A 15,546-nucleotide genomic window follows, 5' to 3' on the forward strand; every position below is an offset into this window, starting at 1 on the left:
AAGAATATTTATGGATCTGGCAGCGCTCGAAATATTCCGCGCCGTCGCGCTGGAAGGCAGCGTGACCCGCGCGGCCGAACGGCTGGGCCGCGTCCAGTCCAACGTGACCACACGCGTGCAGCAGCTGGAGGAGCAACTCGGCGCCACGCTGTTCCTGCGCGAGGGCAAACGCATGGTGCTGACCCCTGCCGGGGAGGCGCTGCGCGGCTATGCCGACCGCCTGCTGGCGCTGGCCGAAGAAGCGCGCCAATCGGTGCACCCCCGCGAGCCCGGCGGCCGGCTGCGCCTGGGCGCCATGGAAAGCACGGCCGCGGCACGCCTGCCGCAGCCGCTGGCCCGGCTGCATGCGCAGTGGCCCGGGCTGGTGCTGGAACTGTCCACCGCCCCCTCGCGCCAGCTGGTGGAGCAGGTGCTGGCCCACACCATCGACTGCGCACTGGTGGCCTGGCCGCCGCCGGGCATTGACGCCGACGCGCCGGTGGAGCGCACCGCCGTGTTTGCCGAGGCCCTGCTGCTGGCCCTGCCCGCCGACCACCCGCCCGTGGACACGCCCCAGGACCTGCAGCTGGGCACCCTGGCCGCCTTCAGCCCCGGCTGCACCTACCGCCGTATGGGCGAGGCTTTCCTGCAGCAAAAGGACGGCAGCCCGCCGCGCGTGCTGGAGCTGGCCTCGTACCACGCCATCCTGGCCTGCGTGGCTGCCGGGCGCTGTGCGGGGGTGGTGCCCCAGGCCGTGATCGACCTGATGCGCGAACCGCCTGCCCTGCGCCTGGTGCCCCTGACCACCTGCGACACGGTGCTGGTGCGCCGGCGCGGCTACCAGTCGCCCGCGCTGGACGCGCTGCACGCCGCGCTGACCGCCAGCGAAGCGCCCCTCCCCACTGCATCCACCTGACCCCTTTTCCACAGATCGCACAAGGAGCCCCCATGCCCAACGCCTTCACCACCCACCTGGGCCTTGCGTTGCCCATCATCCAGGGCCCGATGACCGGGTCGGACACGCCCGCCCTGGCCGCCGCCGTGTCCGAGGCCGGTGGCCTGGGCATGCTGGGCTGCGGCATGCGCTCGCCCGCCGCCATGGCCGAGGCCGCCGCCGAAGTGCGCCGCCGCACCGAACGGCCCTTTGGCATGAACCTGTTTGTGCAGGCCACGCCCACGCCCGACGACGCCACGGTGCAGGCCGCGCTGCAGCGTCTGGCGCCGTTCTATGCCGAGTTCGGCCTGGTGCCCGAGCGGCCTGCCCAGTGGTGCGAAGACTTTGCCGCACAGTTCGACGCCCTCGTCGCCGCACGCCCCGCCGTGGCCAGCTTCACCTTCGGCATCCTCACGGCGGCGCAGGTGGCCAGGCTGCAGGCCGTAGGCAGCTACGTGATCGGCACCGCCACCACGCTGGCCGAGGCGCAGGCCTGGGCCGCTGTGGGCGCGAATGCGGTTAGCGCCTCCGGCATGGAAGCCGGGGGGCACCGGGGCACGTTCCTCACGCCCACGCAGCCCGGTGCCACCGGCGCGGCGCCGTCATTGGCCGACTTTGCGGCCAGCATGGTGGGCACGCTGTCGCTGGTGGCGCAGTGCGTACAGGCGCTCTCCATTCCGGTGATCGCTGCGGGCGGCATCATGGACGGGCGCGGCATTGCGGGCGCCCTGGCGCTGGGCGCCCAGGCGGTGCAGATGGGCACGGCCTTCCTGACCTGCCCCGAGTCGGCCATTGGCACCGCCTACCGCGAGGCCCTGGCCCACGCCCAGGCCACCGACACGCGCACCACCCGCATCTTCTCGGGCCGGCCGGCGCGCGGCATCGTCAACCGCATGATGCAGGCGCTGCAGGCGGACGAGGCCACCGTGCCGCCCTACCCCGTGCAGAACGCGCTGACGGGCGCGCTGCGCCGCGCGGCCGCCCAGGCGGGCCAGGCGGACTGCCTGTCGCTGTGGGCGGGCCAGGGGGTGGCCCAGGTGCGGCCCATGCCAGCGGCGCAGCTGGTGGCGTTGCTGGCCCAGGAGTGGCAGCAGGCCACCGCGCCGGGTGGAAACTCCAGTGTCGGCCACCAATAACTATTATTTCTATAGCACCAGAGGCATATTGGACAAGCGCTTGCGGCCAAAAACGCCCCAAAACCCGCGCAGCAGCCTCCCCGATATGAACAGGACGCCAAAAACCGGCGCGCTGTCAAACCCGTGCCACCGTGGAGCGGGCTTTGCCAAGCCACGGGGGGCTTCCCCTAGGGGCGAGGCGCCGCAGGCGACTCAGGTGGGCTTCACTGCCTCCAGGGCAGTTCGCGCGCCGGGCCCTGGATCATGGGTGGCTGGGCATTGAGGGTTTCGCCCGCCAGCACCCGTTCGTACATGCGCAGGTAGTTGCGTGCCATGCGCTCGGCGCCAAAGTGCTCCACCACATGCTGGTGGCAGGCGCGCGGGTCAAAGCGGTTGCCCCGCACCGCCTCGGCCAGCACCGACGCCTGGTCTGACAGTACGCCGCAATGCACGGGCACCAGCTCGGGCAAGGCGCCGTAGGGGGTGGAAAACACGGGGCAGCCGAAGTACAGGCTCTCGATCACTGCCAGCCCGAACGGCTCGTGCCAGCGCACCGGAAAGATCAGCCCGCGCGAGGCGTTGAGCAGGCCCGTCTTCTGCGTGCCACCCACCATGCCGTGGAAGTGGATCTTGCGCGACAGCGTCCAGCGAAAGCCGCGCTTGAAGTTGATGCGGTTGCCGCCCAGCACATCCAGCTCCACCCCGGCCATCTTGGCCACCTTGATGGCGCCGCGCACGTTCTTTACGCCCCAGGCCGCCTTGCCCAGGAAGTGGTAGTGCGAGCGCGGGCGGTCAAAGTCCACCGGGCCATAACCGGCCCAGTCCAGCCCGTTGTAGACGAACTCGCTGGAGCCATAGCGCGCCGCGTGGTCACGCGACAGGAACACCGTGTTGCGCGGCAGCGGCTTGGGCTTGCGGGCGTTGCCGTGCTCGGTCACCAGGTAGGGCTTGGACAGCTCGGAGCGCGGGTTGAACTGGAAATGCGTGATGTCCACGTCGGCCGGGATCTGCCCCTCCCACGGCTCGTCCGGCCGGATGGGCAGCACCTGGCCGAAGTCGCAGGTCGAGCCCTCGGGCACCAGATAGCTCACGCGGTGGCCCTGCTGCACCAGCGTCTTGCCCAGGTCCCAGATCACGCGCTCGGTACCGCCGTAGCCATACACCGGAATGGGGGAGTTGTTGACCAGCAGGATGTGCATGGCAGAGGTCCTTCAGGAAAGGGAGGCGGCTTGCCCGGGCGTTTGCAGCCGCAGGCGCTCGCGGCCTTGCAGGATGGCCAGCACCAGCATGCCCATGAACAGGTAGAACATGGTGCCGCTGTTGTGCCCCAAAAACACCTGGGTGGTGCCAAAGCCCATATACGACACGGGCAGCAGCACCCCGATCATGCGCAGGCACAGCCCTTCAGCATCGAGCACGCCCGCAGCCCCCGGGAACACGCGGCGCCGCGTGGGCCAGAACAGCACCAGGGGCACGCCATAAAAAACCAGCAAGACCACCACCCCAGGGATGCCGCGCTTGGCAAAGATGTCCAGCAGCTCGTTGTGGGCGTGGCTGAACTGCAAAACAATCGGGTGCGCCTCACCGGCAGCCACGCGGCGCTGCTTCTCGGCCTCGTAGCCGTAGCGGCCCCAGCCGGTCAGGGGGCGGTCCAGGCCCATGCGCCAGGCCAGCCCCCAGTGCGCCAGACGCTGGCCGACCGAACTGGCCGCATCGCCCCGCGACTCGTACTGCGTGATCTCCTGCCGCGCCTCATCCACGCGCAGGCGCACCTCGTTGGCCTTGAAGGCCATCAGGCCCACAGCCCCCACCACGACCAGCACGGCGCCGATGATGGCCTTGCGGGGTTGGCCGGAGCGCCCCTGGAGCCACACGCACAACAGCAGCGCCATGGGCAACACCACCCAGCCCCCGCGCGACTCGGACAGCAGCGATCCTTCCAGCCCCAGCAGAATGCCCACCGCCCAGCCCGCGCGTTGCCAGGGCGTCCAGCGGTCCCACAGCACCAGCAGCGCCACCGAGCACATCAACCCCAGCAGCAGGCTGAGCCCGCCGTACTGGATCGCATTGGTAAAGCCATTGGCGCGTGGCAGGTGCAGCACCAGAGCCTGGTACATGCCGATCAGGCCCGCCCCGCAGGCGCCCACCGCGATACCGGCCCAGAGCCAGCGCACCCGCGGGGGATAGGCCAGCACGTACAGCAGGCACGGCAGCGCCAACAGGTATTTGGCGGGCCGGTCCAGGTTGGACCAACTGCCCTGGGCCGGGTCAAAGTCCAGCGCCCAGACCGTGCCCATCGCCACGATGGAACCAAAAAGCAGCCAGGCATCGCGCCCAGGCTCGCGCCGCAGCCACACCCCGGCGGTGGCCAGGCTGCACAACAGCAGCACCACCGCCCCCCACGAATAGCCCGAGCGCACCCACAGCGCCAGGCCCGGCACCATCAACGCCGCCACGCCCGATAGGCGCACGAAAATTTCGTCAGTTTTGGTCAACGGCGCACGCTCTCACTCAGTTGCTGGTGGTCGTACTCCAGGGCGGCATACCGGAAGAACGCCTCCAGCGCCACAAACAGGCAATACAAAAAACCAGCCCCGCCACACAGAAAGCCCAGGCGGAACACATACAGGCGCAGGAACATGCTGGTGCCCGAGGCCAGGCCGCGCACTACGCCGCCCTTTTTGCCCGCCGCAGCGCGCTTGGCAGCGCCGAGCATCGCGTACTGCGTGAGCTTTTCCAGGCTGCCCCGCACCGTGGTGCGCGAGTAGTGCAACAGCCGCGCTTCGATCAGGCGGCGCGGCACGGTGCCACCGCCCGGTGGTGGCAACAGCTCGGCCTGCTCGTGCACCACGCCCGTGAACTCGCGGACCATGGCGCGCACGAACAGGCGCTCGATCTGCGATTGCGAGCGAAAGTACTTGAGTTCGTGCCCATAGGCCACCATGCGCCAGCGAATGGTCCACACGGCCTGCGCGCCCGAGCGCACGATGGCCTGCAGCTCCTGGGCGAACGCCGGAGTCATCACCTCGTCGGCATCCAGGAAGAAGATGTAGTCACCCCGCGCATGGGCCAGCAGCCGGTTGCGCTGCACGGCAAAGCCCTTCCAGTCGGGGTAGCTGTGGACTTCCGCGCCCAGGCGCTGGGCGATGGCCACGGTGTCGTCGGTGCTGCCGCTGTCCACCACCAGCAACTGGTCGGCAAACGCGGCGCTTTGCAGGCAGGCTTCGATGCGGTGCGCCTCGTTGAGGGTCAGCACCGCCACGGTCAACGTGGGCGGCGCCGATGCGCCACCGGTTGCAACTGGCATCAACCCATCAACCGGTCAGTGGCCAGCGTGCACATGCTCTCCGGCCTTCAGCCGGTACACCGTGCCGCAGTACGGGCACTTGGCTTCACCCGTGCGCGCCACGTCCAGGTACACCTTGGGGTGGCTGTTCCACAGCTTCATGTCGGCCTTGGGGCTGGGGCAAAAGACGCCGCCTTGGGCATTCAGGTCTTTGGCCAGGAGTTCTACGGTAGCTTGTGACATAGGGTTGGGTTCTCTTTGGCGCACTCTGGGGTGCGGTGCTTGAAACTGGCCGCGTCCTCGGCCAGCGGACGCCGTGGAACGGGCTTTGCCCGGCCACTGGCGTCGTCTCCCTTCCCGGCGCAGCCGAGAGAAGGGGGACGCCGCGCAGCGGCTCAGGGGGTTGTCACACTTTCGTCAGCCAGTGGGCGTATTTGGGATTGCGGCCGTTCACGATGTCGAAAAAGGCGCTCTGGATTTTTTCGGTGATCGGGCCGCGCGAGCCCACATAGTCCTCTTTACCCAGTTCGATCCGGTCGAGTTCGCGGATGGGCGTGACTTCAGCGGCCGTGCCAGTGAAGAAGGCCTCGTCGGCGATGTACACCTCGTCGCGCGTGATGCGCTTTTGCACGATCTCCAGGCCCAGGTCCTTGGCGATGTGGAACACCGTGTTGCGGGTGATGCCGTTCAGGGCACCGGCCGACAGGTCGGGCGTGTAGATCACGCCGTTCTTGACCACAAAGATGTTTTCGCCAGCGCCTTCGGACACAAAGCCCGAGCTGTCCAGCAGCAGGGCCTCGTCGTAGCCGTCGTCCGTGGCTTCCATGTTGGCCAGGATGGAGTTGGTGTAGTTGCTCACCGCCTTGGCCTGCGTCATCGTGATGTTGACATGGTGGCGGGTGTAGCTGCTGGTCTTGACGCGGATGCCGCGCTTGAGGCCTTCTTCGCCCAAATAGGCGCCCCAGGCCCAGGCGGCGACCATCAGGTGAATCTGGTTGCCCTTGGGCGAGACACCCAGCTTTTGCGAGCCAATCCAGGTCAATGGGCGCAAATAGCAGGATTCGAGCTTGTTTTCGCGCACCACGGCCTTTTGGGCCTCGTTCACTTCTTCCTTGGTGAACGGGATCTTCATGCGCAGGATCTTGGCGCTGTTGAAGAGGCGGTCGGTGTGCTCTTCCAGGCGGAAGATCGCCGTGCCGTTGGCTGTGTTGTAGGCGCGCACGCCTTCGAAGGCGCCGCAGCCGTAGTGCAGGGTGTGGGTCAGCACATGGATCTTGGCATCGCGCCAATCGACCATCTGGCCGTCCATCCAGATCTTGCCGTCACGGTCGGCCATCGAGGGAACTACGGGGCTCATGGGTGTCCTTTGGTTGCTGTGGGTCGCAAAAGCAGGATTTTACGGGCCCCCAGCCCGCCAGGAACGGCCTGCCGCCCGTGCAGCGCAGCAAACCCGCCGGAACCCGGTCGAGGCCTAAGCCCCCTGGGCGGGGGTGTCAGCGTCTGCCGGTGGGCGCTCCAGCGTCCACTTCACCAGCTTGCCCTGGCGAAATTCACAGGTCACGTGCGAACGGGTGCCGTCGGTCCAGCGGTAGATCTCCGGGTCGGCCCCTTCGGCCGACAGCAGCTCGCCCAGCGCCTGCGTCATGGCCACCACATGCATCAGGTTCACGCCCTCGGCCAGCCGCGCATTGAGCATCACGGCGCTGCCTACGTAGCCGATGGGGCGCTTGGCGGCCTTCTTCATCACATTGACCAGCCGCGTGAAGTGCAGCAGCGCCCACATGACCAGCCCGCCCACGACCGCCGCTACGCCCGCCCAGCCATAGGCCGAGAAACCAAAAACGATCAGGGCCACCGCCCCCAGGGGCACCAGGATGTTGCGCAAATTCATGGGCCCGATTGTCATACGGCGGCGCACCGGCGGCGCTGTGGGCATTGCGTAGAGAGGGTTACAAGCCGCGGACCACGTCCATGGCCTCCTCCACACGCTCCACAGCGTGGATGGTCAGGCCCTCGATGGGCTTTTTGGGCGCGTTGGCCTTGGGCACCACGGCCACGCTGAAGCCCAGCTTGGCAGCCTCCTTCAATCGCTCCTGCCCCCGGGGCGCAGGCCGCACCTCGCCCGCCAGGCCTACCTCACCAAACGCCAGGAAGCCCCGGGGCAGCGCCTTGCCGCGCAGGCTGGACGTGATGGACAACATCACCGCCAAATCGGCCGCAGGCTCGCTGATGCGCACACCGCCCACCGCGTTCACAAACACGTCCTGGTCCATGCAGGCCACGCCCGCGTGGCGGTGCAGCACGGCCAGCAGCATGGCCAGGCGGTCCTTGTCCAGGCCCACACTCAGGCGCCGGGGGCTGGGGCCGCCGCTGTCCACCAGGGCCTGGATCTCGACCAGCAGCGGGCGTGTGCCCTCCAGCGTCACCATCACGCAGCTGCCGGGCACGGGCTCGGAGTGCTGACTCAAGAAGATGGCGCTGGGGTTGCTCACGCCCTTGAGGCCCTTTTCGGTCATGGCGAACACGCCAATCTCGTTGACGGCGCCAAAGCGGTTCTTGATGGCGCGCACCAGGCGGAACTGGCTGTGGGTATCGCCTTCGAAGTACAGCACCGTATCCACCATGTGCTCCAGCACGCGCGGCCCGGCCAGAGCGCCCTCTTTGGTCACATGGCCCACCAGAATCACGGCGATGCCCGTGCCCTTGGCCATGCGCGTGAGGTGCGCTGCGCATTCGCGCACCTGGGCGACCGAACCCGGTGCGCTGGTGAGCTGGTCGGAATAGGTGGTCTGGATGGAATCGATGACGACCACGGCCGGTTGCGTGGCGTCCACCGTGGCCAATATTTTTTCGAGCTGGATCTCGGCCAGCAACTGCACCTGACTGCCCTCGATGCCCAGGCGGCGTGAGCGAAGCGCCACCTGCGCGCCGCTTTCCTCGCCCGTCACGTACAGCGTGGGCAAGCCCGCGCGCTGCAGCGCGTCCATGGCCTGCAGCAGCAGGGTGGATTTGCCAATGCCCGGGTCGCCGCCAATCAGCACCACGCCGCCCTCCACAATGCCGCCGCCCAGCACGCGGTCCAGCTCGTCGATGCCGCTGGGGGTGCGGGCCACGTCCTGGGCCTCAATGGCCGCCAGCGGCAGCACGGGTTGCGCGTTGGCCAGGCCCGCGTAGCCTTGCGGCGCACTCAGGCGGTTCTTGCCCGGCCCGGCCTCGGCCACCTGCTCGATCAGCGTGTTCCAGGCGCCGCAGGACGGGCATTTGCCCAGCCAGCGCGGGCTGGTGCCGCCGCATTCGGTACAGGTGAACGTGGTTTTTTCTTTGGCCATGGCAGGTGTCGGTGGGCGAACGCAAAAGCAGGGGCAGCCGACTATAGCGACCCGCCCCGCACACAAAGACAACAGCCCGTACGATGGCGGGCTTGGCACCGCACGGAGTTGACATTGCAGACACCCACCAACCGCTTCAAACAGGCCATGGCCCAGGGCCAGGCGCAAATCGGCCTCTGGCTCGGACTGGCCAACGGCTACAGCGCCGAAATCCTCGCGGGCACCGGCTACGACTGGCTGCTGGTCGATGGCGAGCACGCGCCCAACGACCTGCGCTCCATCCTGCACCAGCTGCAGGCCATCGCCAGCGCCACCAGCGCCCTGCCCCCCGGAATGCAGGCGCCCCACCCCATCGCCCGGGTGCCGGTGGGCGACACGGCACTGATCAAGCAGTACCTGGACATCGGCGCACAGACCCTCCTGGTGCCCATGGTCGATACGCCCGAGCAGGCCCAGCAACTGGTGCGCGCCACACGCTACGCGCCCGAAGGCGTGCGCGGCATGGGCAGTGCGCTGGCGCGCTCGTCGCGCTGGCAGGCCTACCCGCAGTACGTGCACGAGGCCAACCAGCAGATCTGCCTGCTGGTGCAGGCCGAGACGGTGGAGGCCATGGCCAACCTCGATGCGATTGCCGCCACGCCCGGTGTGGACGGCGTGTTCATCGGCCCGGCCGACCTGTCGGCCTCGATGGGCCACCCCGGCAACCCAGGGCACCCGGATGTGCAGGCCGCCATCCACGACGGCATCGCGCGCATCCTGCGCGCGGGCAAGGCGCCGGGCATCCTGGCCACCACCGAATCGCAGGCGCGCCAATGGCTGGCGGCTGGAGCGCTGTTTGTGGCCGTGGGCGTGGACACCATGCTGCTGGTGAGCGCTGCGCAGGAGCTGCTGGCCCGCTACCGCAGCGCGGCCGACGCCGCCCCCAACCGGCCCGCAGGCTACTGAACTTTTCTTCTTCCAGACCCAAGGACAGACATCCATGAAAGCATGTATTTACGGCGCGGGCGCCATCGGCGGGTGGCTGGGCGTGGCCCTGGCGCAGGCGGGCCACACCCTCAGCATGGTGGCGCGGGGCGACACGCTGCGCGCACTGCAGGCCGATGGCTTGCGCCTGCGCCGCCCCGACGGCACGCTGGCGCAGGTGGCCGTCACGGCCCACAACGACCCTGCAGCCCTGGGCGTGCAAGACCTGGTGGTTGTCGCCGTCAAGGCGCCGGGCCTGCCTGACGTGGCGCGTGCCATGGCCCCGCTGATCGGGCCCGACACCATCGTGCTTACTGCCATGAACGGTGTGCCGTGGTGGTTCCTTGACGGCTTTGGCGGCGCGGCGCAGGGGCGTGCCCTTGAATCCGTGGACGCGGGCGGCGTGATCGCCAGCGCTATCCCGACGAGCCATGTGCTGGGCAGCGTGGTGCACACCAGCTGTTCGCTGGAGGCGCCGGGCTTCGTCAAACAACATTTCGGCAACCGTCTCATCGTGGGCGAGCCCGACGGCAGCCGCGGCGAGCGCCTGCATGCCCTGGCCGACGCGCTGCAGCACGGCGGCATCGATGTGGAGGTGAGCACCACCATCCAGAAAGACATCTGGTTCAAGCTGTGGGGCAACCTCACGGTCAACCCCATCAGTGCCCTGACGGGTGCCACCACCGACCGCATCCTGGACGACGACCTGGTGCGCGGCTTTGTGAGCGCCGTGATGCTGGAAGCCAAGGCCATTGGCGAAAAGCTGGGCCTGCCGATCGACCAGCAGCCCGAAGACCGCCACGCCGTCACGCGCAAGCTGGGCGCGTTCAAGACCTCGATGCTGCAGGACGTGGAAGCGAACAAGCCCCTGGAGATCGACGCCCTGGTGGGCGCCGTGCGCGAGCTGGGGCAGATCACCCACACGCCCACGCCCCACACCGACGCCTTGCTGGGCCTGGTGCGGCTGATGGCGCGCACACGCGGCCTGTACTGAGAGCGGCTAACAAAACTCTTCTGGCGTCGTTGCTGTGTCTTGTCGTACTGCTCGTACTGCCTGCGACACAGCGCCTAGCCAGAACCGCTTCGCTGAGTTTTGTTAGCCGCTCTGAGTCATCTCAAGCAATATCGGCTGCAGGCGCTAATGGAATATGCGCAGGCAGCTATTCAATTAATAGCATATTAACCATGACCCAACTCACGCTGTACTACACCCCCGGCACCTGCGCGCAGGCCGTTCGCATCGCTCTGGAAGAAGCGGGCGCCCCCTACGACCTGGTGCGCGTGGACTTCGCGGCCGGCCAGCAACGCACACCCGAATACCTGGCGGTGAACCCCAAGGGCCGCGTGCCCGCACTGGCCACGCCGCAAGGCACGCTGACGGAGACCCCTGCATTGCTGGCCTATGTGGCGCAGAGCTTTCCCGCAGCGCGCCTGGCGCCCGCCGACGCCTACGGCTTTGCGCGTCTGCAGGAGTTCCACAGCTACCTCGCGTCCACCGTGCACATTGCCCACGCCCACCGCCCCCGCGCCAGCCGCTGGGCCGACGAGCCCGAGGCCCAGGCCGCGATGCAGCGCAAGGTGCCGCAGAACATGACCGACTGTTTCAACCTCATCGAAAGCCACTACCTGCCGAACGCGGACCAGGGTCCGTGGGTGATGGGCGAGCAATACACGGTGGCCGACGGCTACCTGTTCACCATTGGCACTTGGCTGCACAGCGACGGTGTGGACATAACCCAGTTTCCGAAGGTGTTTGCACACACGCAGCGCATGCTGCAGCGCCCGGCGGTGCAGCGCGCAATGGCCTGATACGCCCCTTCAGCAGGCGCAAAAAAGCCCCGGTGCTTCGGGTCAGAAGCACCGGGGCTTTTTGTTTGCGACGGGGATCAGTTCACCTTCAAATACCGCCAGTCGATGCGGTTGTCCGCGCGATGGATGATCTCCACCTTCTTGGTACCCGCCCACGGAATCACCTGGTTGTACAGCGGGATGTGCGACACCAGCTCATGCTCCTTGATCAACGCCTGCTCGATCAGGCCGTTGCGCGTCGCAGTGTCCGTCTCCTTCTTCACACGCTCGATCAGCGCGTCCATCTGCGGGTCAGAGAAGCGGCCCAGGTTGAAGTTGCCATCGCCGCCCGCACCGGGCGAGCGCACCAGCGACTGCAGGCTGTAGAACGCGTCAAACGTGGGCACGCCCCAGCCCAGCAGGTAGATGCTGGCCTCGTTGCGCTGAATCATGGGGAAGTAGGTCGCAAATGGCAGCGAGCGCAGCTTGGCCTTCACGCCCACCTTGGCCCAGTGTGAGGTGATGGCCTGGCACAGCTGCTCGTCGTTGATGTAGCGGCCCGCGCTGCACGCAAAGTCCACCTCAAACCCGTTGGGGTAGCCCGCATCGGCCAGCAGTTTCTGCGCTGCCTTGGGGTCGTAGGGGTAGCGCACGTCGGCCTTCTTGGTCCAGCCGTTGACCTGGTTCGCGATCAGCGTGCCGGTGGGCTGGGCCAGGCCACGCAGCACCACGCGCTGGATGGACTGGATGTCGATGGCCTGGTACAGCGCCTTGCGCACGCGCAGGTCCTTCAGCGGGTTCTTGCCCTTCACGTCCGAGCCGGGCAGCTCGTCGCGGAACTGATCCAGGCCCAGGAAGATGGTGCGGTACTCCGGCCCCTCCAGCACCTGCAGGTTGGGCGTCTGCTTGATGCGCGCCAGGTCTTGCAGGCTGGGGTCGATCACAAAGTCCACCTCACCCGACAGCAGCGCCGCTGTGCGCGTGGCGTCGGCCTTGATGGGGGTGTAGATGATCTCGGTCAGGTTGGTGGGGTACTTGCCCTTGCCCCACCAGTGCGGGTTGGGCTCCAGCACCACGCGCTGGTCGGGCGTCCACTGCTTGAGCTGGTAGGGGCCGGTGCCCAGCGCGTTGCGGTGGGCAAAGTTCTCGTCCTTGGTCTTGATGTCCTTGGGCTCGACCGACTTGTTCTTTTCGGCCCAGGCCTTGCTCATGATGCGCAGCTCGGTGAGCTGGTTCACCAGCACGGGGTTGGGCAGGTCGGAGTGGATGTCGATGGTGTAGGCATCGACCTTTTCCACACGGTCGATGCCCTGGGTGTAGACCGCGAAGTTGGAGCTTTTGGCCTTGGCCCGCTCCAGCGAGAACTTGGCGTCGTCGGCGGTGAACTCGCTACCGTCGCTGAACTTCACGCCCTTGCGCAAGGTCAGGCGCAGCTGCGTGGGCTTGATGAGCTTCCACTCGGTGGCCAGCGACGGCTCGGGCTTGAAGGTCTTGCTGTTGTATTCCACCAGCGTGTCGTACACCGCGCCGTGCATGGTGTTGTTCACGCCCACGTTCTGGGTGTGGATGTCCCAGGTGGAAATGTCCACCGAGCGGGACCAGCGGAAGGTGGCGGACTGTGCGGCCAGGGGCAGGGCCGCAACAACGGCGGCGGCCAGGAGAAGGTGTTTGAAGCGCATGGGCGGGAGGATAGGCAAAAACGCCAAAAAATGCTGAATGGCCAGACTATCCCCCAAGCGGCGCTTTTAGAAAACGAACTTATTCTTCTTAGCTTAGAGCCATCACCCCTGCCAGCGCCAGCATGGTGGTGGCCGTCACCCCGTCCAGCACCCGCCACGCCGCCGGGGTGGCAAACAATGGCGCCAGCCAGCGGGCGCCCAGGCCGATCAACAAGAACCACAGCGCGCTGGCCAGCGAGCCACCCGCCGCAAACAGTGCACGCCCCCAGGCCGGGTACGGCGTGGCCATGGTGCCCAGCAGCACCACGGTGTCCAGGTAGACATGCGGGTTGAGCCAGGTGAGCGCCACCACCGTGGCCAGCGTGGTGCGCAGGCTGGTGCCGGGGCCGCTGGTGGCCACCAGCAACTGGCCGGGGCGCAAGGCGCGCGCGGCGGTCTGTGCGGCGTAGACCAGCAAAAACAACGCGCCCGCCCAGCGCATAAGCTGCGCCCATTCGGGCCGGGCCAGCAACACGCCGCCCATGCCCCACACGCCCACCTGCAGCAGCACCGCGTCCGACAACGCGCACACCAGCACCACGGGCATCACATGCTCGCGCCGCAGGCCCTGGCGCAGCACAAACGCGTTTTGCGCGCCAATGGCCATGATGAGCATGGCGGTGGATGTGAAACCGTGAGCGAAGGCAGTGGAGACCATGGGCACAGATTCTGGCCAAGGGCCTGCGTTGACGCCAGCTATACTTTTTAACGATCCGTCAGAATAGCTAACCATCCATGCAACTCGACTCCGCCCAGCTCAACGCGTTTGCCACGGTGATCGATGAGGGCAGCTTCGAGCGCGCGGCGGCGGTGCTGCATGTCACGCGCTCGGCGGTGTCGCAGCGCATCAAGCTGCTGGAAGAGCGCGTGGGCCAGGTGCTGGTGCGCCGCGCCACCCCCTGCACGCCCACCGAGGCGGGCCAGGCGCTGTACCGCCATGCGCGCGAGGTGGCGCTGAGCGAGGCCGATGCGCTGGCCACCATTGGCGGCGGGCAGCACAGCACCACGCGGCTGGCGATTGGCGTGAATGCCGACTCGCTGGCCACCTGGTTCCCCCACGCCATGGCGCAGGCGGCCGAGGGGCAGGCCATCACCTTCGACATCCATGTGGAAGACCAGGACCATTCGGCCAACCTGCTGCGCGAGGGCCGCGTGATGGCCGCCGTGACGGCCGACCCGCAGCCCGTGCAGGGCTGCCAGGTGCTGCCGCTGGGCACGCTGCGCTACCGCGCGCTCGCAAGCCCTGCGTTCATGGAGCGCCACTTTGCCCAAGGGGTGAACGCCACCACGCTGGCGCAAGCGCCCATGCTGGTGTTCAACCGCAAGGATGCGCTGCAGGCGCGTTTTGTGGGCCGCATCACGCGCCGCAAGCTCGCACCACCCGTGCACTGGCTGCCCGAGGCCCACGCCTTCGTCAAAGCCACCCGCGCCAGCCTGGGCTGGGGCATGACGCCCGACCCGCTGGTGGAGGACGACCTGAAGAGCGGCGCCCTGGTCGAGCTGATTGCGAACAAGCCCGTGGATGTACCGCTGTACTGGCAGTGCTGGCGCCTGAATGTGCAGGCGCTGCAGCACGTCACACAGGCGGTACAGCGGGCGGCGGCGCTTACCCTGCTGCGCTGACCAGGTCCTCGTGGTGGTCCGCCGCGCCACGCTTCCAGTAGGCAGAGATGCGCATGCGTTTCGGGTCCACGCCCGGCTTGGCGAGCACGGCGCGGCGCACGGCGGCCATGTCGCTGTGTTCGCCCGCAGCCCAGACAAAGCCCGCGCCGGGTGGCAGCGCCAGGGCTTCGACGGCAGCAGGCAATGCGTTCACCCACTGCAGGTCCACCTGCGCCGCACTCGCCAACACCCGCTGGTCGGCCGGGTTGTTCAGCTGGATGCGCACCGTGGCCACCGCGCTGGCGGGCAGCTCGGCAAGGCGGCGGGCGATGGCGGGCAGCGCGGTTTCGTCGCCCAGCAGCCAGTGCCAGTCAAAGCCCATGGGCACCACCATGCTGCCGCGCGGCCCGGCAATCCCCACCCACTGGCCGACGGCGGCGCTGGCGGCCCAGTCGGTGGCGGGGCCCGCGTCGTGCAGGGCGACTTCAATGTCCAGCTCGCCCGCAGCGGCGTCAAAACGCGCGGGGGTGTAGTCACGCAGCACGGGGCGGGGGCCGTCGAACACGGGGCGGCCGTCCTGCAGCGTGGGCAAGGTGGGGCGGTCCTGCCCGGGCGCAGGAAGGATGAGCTTGAGGTGGTCGTCAAACCCGGCGCTCGCAAACCCTGCCAGTTCGGGGCCGGCCAGGGTCAGCCGTACAAAGCCAGGGCTGACCTGGGTGCGGCGCACCACCTGGAGGTGGCGGCCCTGCAAAGGGTGGCGAATGCGCTCGATGGCGAGGGAGGGGGCCGTGGCGGCCAGGGGCAGAGGTGCGTTCATGGCGTAAAATGTTGA

General features: G+C 67.7%; 16 protein-coding genes. 6 read left to right on the plus strand and 10 right to left on the minus strand.

The window, feature by feature from the left end; translation table 11 throughout:
• The first annotated feature begins 10 nt into the window (after positions 1-10).
• Together ACODSM_RS13195 and ACODSM_RS13200 are read left to right on the plus strand one after the other, a co-directional pair.
• On the plus strand, positions 11-895 hold the full coding sequence (locus ACODSM_RS13195; protein ID WP_488805569.1) for a LysR substrate-binding domain-containing protein: 885 nt from the start codon (positions 11-13) through the stop codon (positions 893-895).
• A 32-nt stretch (positions 896-927) separates the two neighbouring features.
• On the plus strand, positions 928-2,049 hold the full coding sequence (locus tag ACODSM_RS13200) for an NAD(P)H-dependent flavin oxidoreductase (protein WP_488805570.1): 1,122 nt from the start codon (positions 928-930) through the stop codon (positions 2,047-2,049).
• Positions 2,050-2,252: 203 nt separating this feature from the next.
• On the opposite strand, the gene ACODSM_RS13205 is transcribed toward ACODSM_RS13200, so the two are convergent.
• The 7 genes from ACODSM_RS13205 to radA form a co-directional block, all read right to left on the minus strand.
• Positions 2,253-3,227 carry a glycosyltransferase gene (locus ACODSM_RS13205; protein WP_060985910.1) on the minus strand — a complete coding sequence of 325 codons (975 nt, stop codon included), beginning with the start codon at positions 3,225-3,227 and terminating at the stop codon, positions 2,253-2,255.
• A gap of 12 nt (positions 3,228-3,239) precedes the next feature.
• Positions 3,240-4,523, minus strand: coding sequence for an O-antigen ligase family protein (locus ACODSM_RS13210; protein ID WP_488805571.1), 1,284 nt, complete (start codon positions 4,521-4,523; stop codon positions 3,240-3,242).
• Positions 4,520-5,335 (minus strand): glycosyltransferase family 2 protein, encoded by an 816-nt coding sequence (locus tag ACODSM_RS13215; protein ID WP_488805572.1) that lies wholly within the window; start codon positions 5,333-5,335, stop codon positions 4,520-4,522. The genes ACODSM_RS13210 and ACODSM_RS13215 overlap by 4 nt, the downstream gene beginning before the upstream one ends.
• Positions 5,336-5,350: 15 nt before the next feature.
• Positions 5,351-5,557 (minus strand): zinc-finger domain-containing protein, encoded by a 207-nt coding sequence (locus tag ACODSM_RS13220; RefSeq protein ID WP_056057299.1) that lies wholly within the window; start codon positions 5,555-5,557, stop codon positions 5,351-5,353.
• 163 nt (positions 5,558-5,720) lie between these two features.
• On the minus strand, positions 5,721-6,671 hold the full coding sequence (locus tag ACODSM_RS13225) for a branched-chain amino acid transaminase (RefSeq protein ID WP_295942608.1): 951 nt from the start codon (positions 6,669-6,671) through the stop codon (positions 5,721-5,723).
• 114 nt (positions 6,672-6,785) lie between these two features.
• Positions 6,786-7,205: a hypothetical protein gene (locus tag ACODSM_RS13230; RefSeq protein ID WP_015012121.1), complete on the minus strand. Its 420-nt coding sequence runs from the start codon at positions 7,203-7,205 to the stop codon at positions 6,786-6,788.
• A gap of 58 nt (positions 7,206-7,263) precedes the next feature.
• A complete protein-coding gene (radA, locus tag ACODSM_RS13235) occupies positions 7,264-8,643 on the minus strand; it encodes a DNA repair protein RadA (RefSeq protein WP_015012120.1) in 1,380 nt (459 codons plus the stop codon).
• A 114-nt stretch (positions 8,644-8,757) separates the two neighbouring features.
• Here radA and hpaI point away from each other — a divergent pair, with 114 nt between their 5' ends.
• The 3 genes from hpaI (at position 8,758) to ACODSM_RS13250 (ending at position 11,415) form a co-directional block, all read left to right on the plus strand.
• Entirely contained in the window at positions 8,758-9,588 is an 831-nt protein-coding gene (gene hpaI, locus ACODSM_RS13240) for a 4-hydroxy-2-oxoheptanedioate aldolase (protein WP_488805573.1), read from the plus strand.
• A 34-nt stretch (positions 9,589-9,622) separates the two neighbouring features.
• A complete protein-coding gene (locus tag ACODSM_RS13245; RefSeq protein ID WP_488805574.1) occupies positions 9,623-10,600 on the plus strand; it encodes a 2-dehydropantoate 2-reductase in 978 nt (325 codons plus the stop codon).
• A 191-nt stretch (positions 10,601-10,791) separates the two neighbouring features.
• The gene (locus tag ACODSM_RS13250; protein ID WP_476016398.1) at positions 10,792-11,415 is read left to right on the plus strand and encodes a glutathione S-transferase family protein; all 624 of its coding nucleotides are present in this window, start codon (positions 10,792-10,794) and stop codon (positions 11,413-11,415) included.
• 77 nt (positions 11,416-11,492) lie between these two features.
• Here ACODSM_RS13250 and ACODSM_RS13255 read toward each other — a convergent pair whose 3' ends face one another.
• Complete coding sequence (locus ACODSM_RS13255) at positions 11,493-13,073, minus strand: ABC transporter substrate-binding protein (RefSeq protein WP_488805575.1); 1,581 nt, start codon at positions 13,071-13,073, stop codon at positions 11,493-11,495.
• An 88-nt stretch (positions 13,074-13,161) separates the two neighbouring features.
• On the minus strand, positions 13,162-13,770 hold the full coding sequence (locus tag ACODSM_RS13260; RefSeq protein WP_488805576.1) for a LysE/ArgO family amino acid transporter: 609 nt from the start codon (positions 13,768-13,770) through the stop codon (positions 13,162-13,164).
• 77 nt (positions 13,771-13,847) lie between these two features.
• Between ACODSM_RS13260 and ACODSM_RS13265 the strand changes: the two genes are divergently transcribed.
• Positions 13,848-14,735 carry a LysR family transcriptional regulator ArgP gene (locus ACODSM_RS13265; protein ID WP_015012114.1) on the plus strand — a complete coding sequence of 296 codons (888 nt, stop codon included), beginning with the start codon at positions 13,848-13,850 and terminating at the stop codon, positions 14,733-14,735.
• Here ACODSM_RS13265 and ACODSM_RS13270 read toward each other — a convergent pair.
• Positions 14,719-15,531, minus strand: coding sequence for a siderophore-interacting protein (locus ACODSM_RS13270; RefSeq protein WP_488805577.1), 813 nt, complete (start codon positions 15,529-15,531; stop codon positions 14,719-14,721). The genes ACODSM_RS13265 and ACODSM_RS13270 overlap by 17 nt on opposite strands.
• Positions 15,532-15,546: the final 15 nt, after the last annotated feature.

The sequence above is a fragment of the Acidovorax sp. FG42 genome, from assembly GCF_057809195.1.

Bases quoted from the DNA above. Each gene is read 5' to 3' on its own strand.
- ACODSM_RS13195 (WP_488805569.1), top strand. From the start codon at position 11: ATGGATCTGGCAGCGCTCGAAATATTCCGCGCCGTCGCGCTGGAAGGC.
- ACODSM_RS13200 (WP_488805570.1), top strand. From the start codon at position 928: ATGCCCAACGCCTTCACCACCCACCTGGGCCTTGCGTTGCCCATCATC.
- ACODSM_RS13205 (WP_060985910.1), bottom strand. From the start codon at position 3,227: ATGCACATCCTGCTGGTCAACAACTCCCCCATTCCGGTGTATGGCTAC.
- ACODSM_RS13215 (WP_488805572.1), bottom strand. From the start codon at position 5,335: ATGCCAGTTGCAACCGGTGGCGCATCGGCGCCGCCCACGTTGACCGTG.
- ACODSM_RS13220 (WP_056057299.1), bottom strand. From the start codon at position 5,557: ATGTCACAAGCTACCGTAGAACTCCTGGCCAAAGACCTGAATGCCCAA.
- ACODSM_RS13225 (WP_295942608.1), bottom strand. From the start codon at position 6,671: ATGAGCCCCGTAGTTCCCTCGATGGCCGACCGTGACGGCAAGATCTGG.
- ACODSM_RS13230 (WP_015012121.1), bottom strand. From the start codon at position 7,205: ATGAATTTGCGCAACATCCTGGTGCCCCTGGGGGCGGTGGCCCTGATC.
- radA (WP_015012120.1), bottom strand. From the start codon at position 8,643: ATGGCCAAAGAAAAAACCACGTTCACCTGTACCGAATGCGGCGGCACC.
- ACODSM_RS13245 (WP_488805574.1), top strand. From the start codon at position 9,623: ATGAAAGCATGTATTTACGGCGCGGGCGCCATCGGCGGGTGGCTGGGC.
- ACODSM_RS13250 (WP_476016398.1), top strand. From the start codon at position 10,792: ATGACCCAACTCACGCTGTACTACACCCCCGGCACCTGCGCGCAGGCC.
- ACODSM_RS13255 (WP_488805575.1), bottom strand. From the start codon at position 13,073: ATGCGCTTCAAACACCTTCTCCTGGCCGCCGCCGTTGTTGCGGCCCTG.
- ACODSM_RS13260 (WP_488805576.1), bottom strand. From the start codon at position 13,770: ATGGTCTCCACTGCCTTCGCTCACGGTTTCACATCCACCGCCATGCTC.
- ACODSM_RS13265 (WP_015012114.1), top strand. From the start codon at position 13,848: ATGCAACTCGACTCCGCCCAGCTCAACGCGTTTGCCACGGTGATCGAT.
- ACODSM_RS13270 (WP_488805577.1), bottom strand. From the start codon at position 15,531: ATGAACGCACCTCTGCCCCTGGCCGCCACGGCCCCCTCCCTCGCCATC.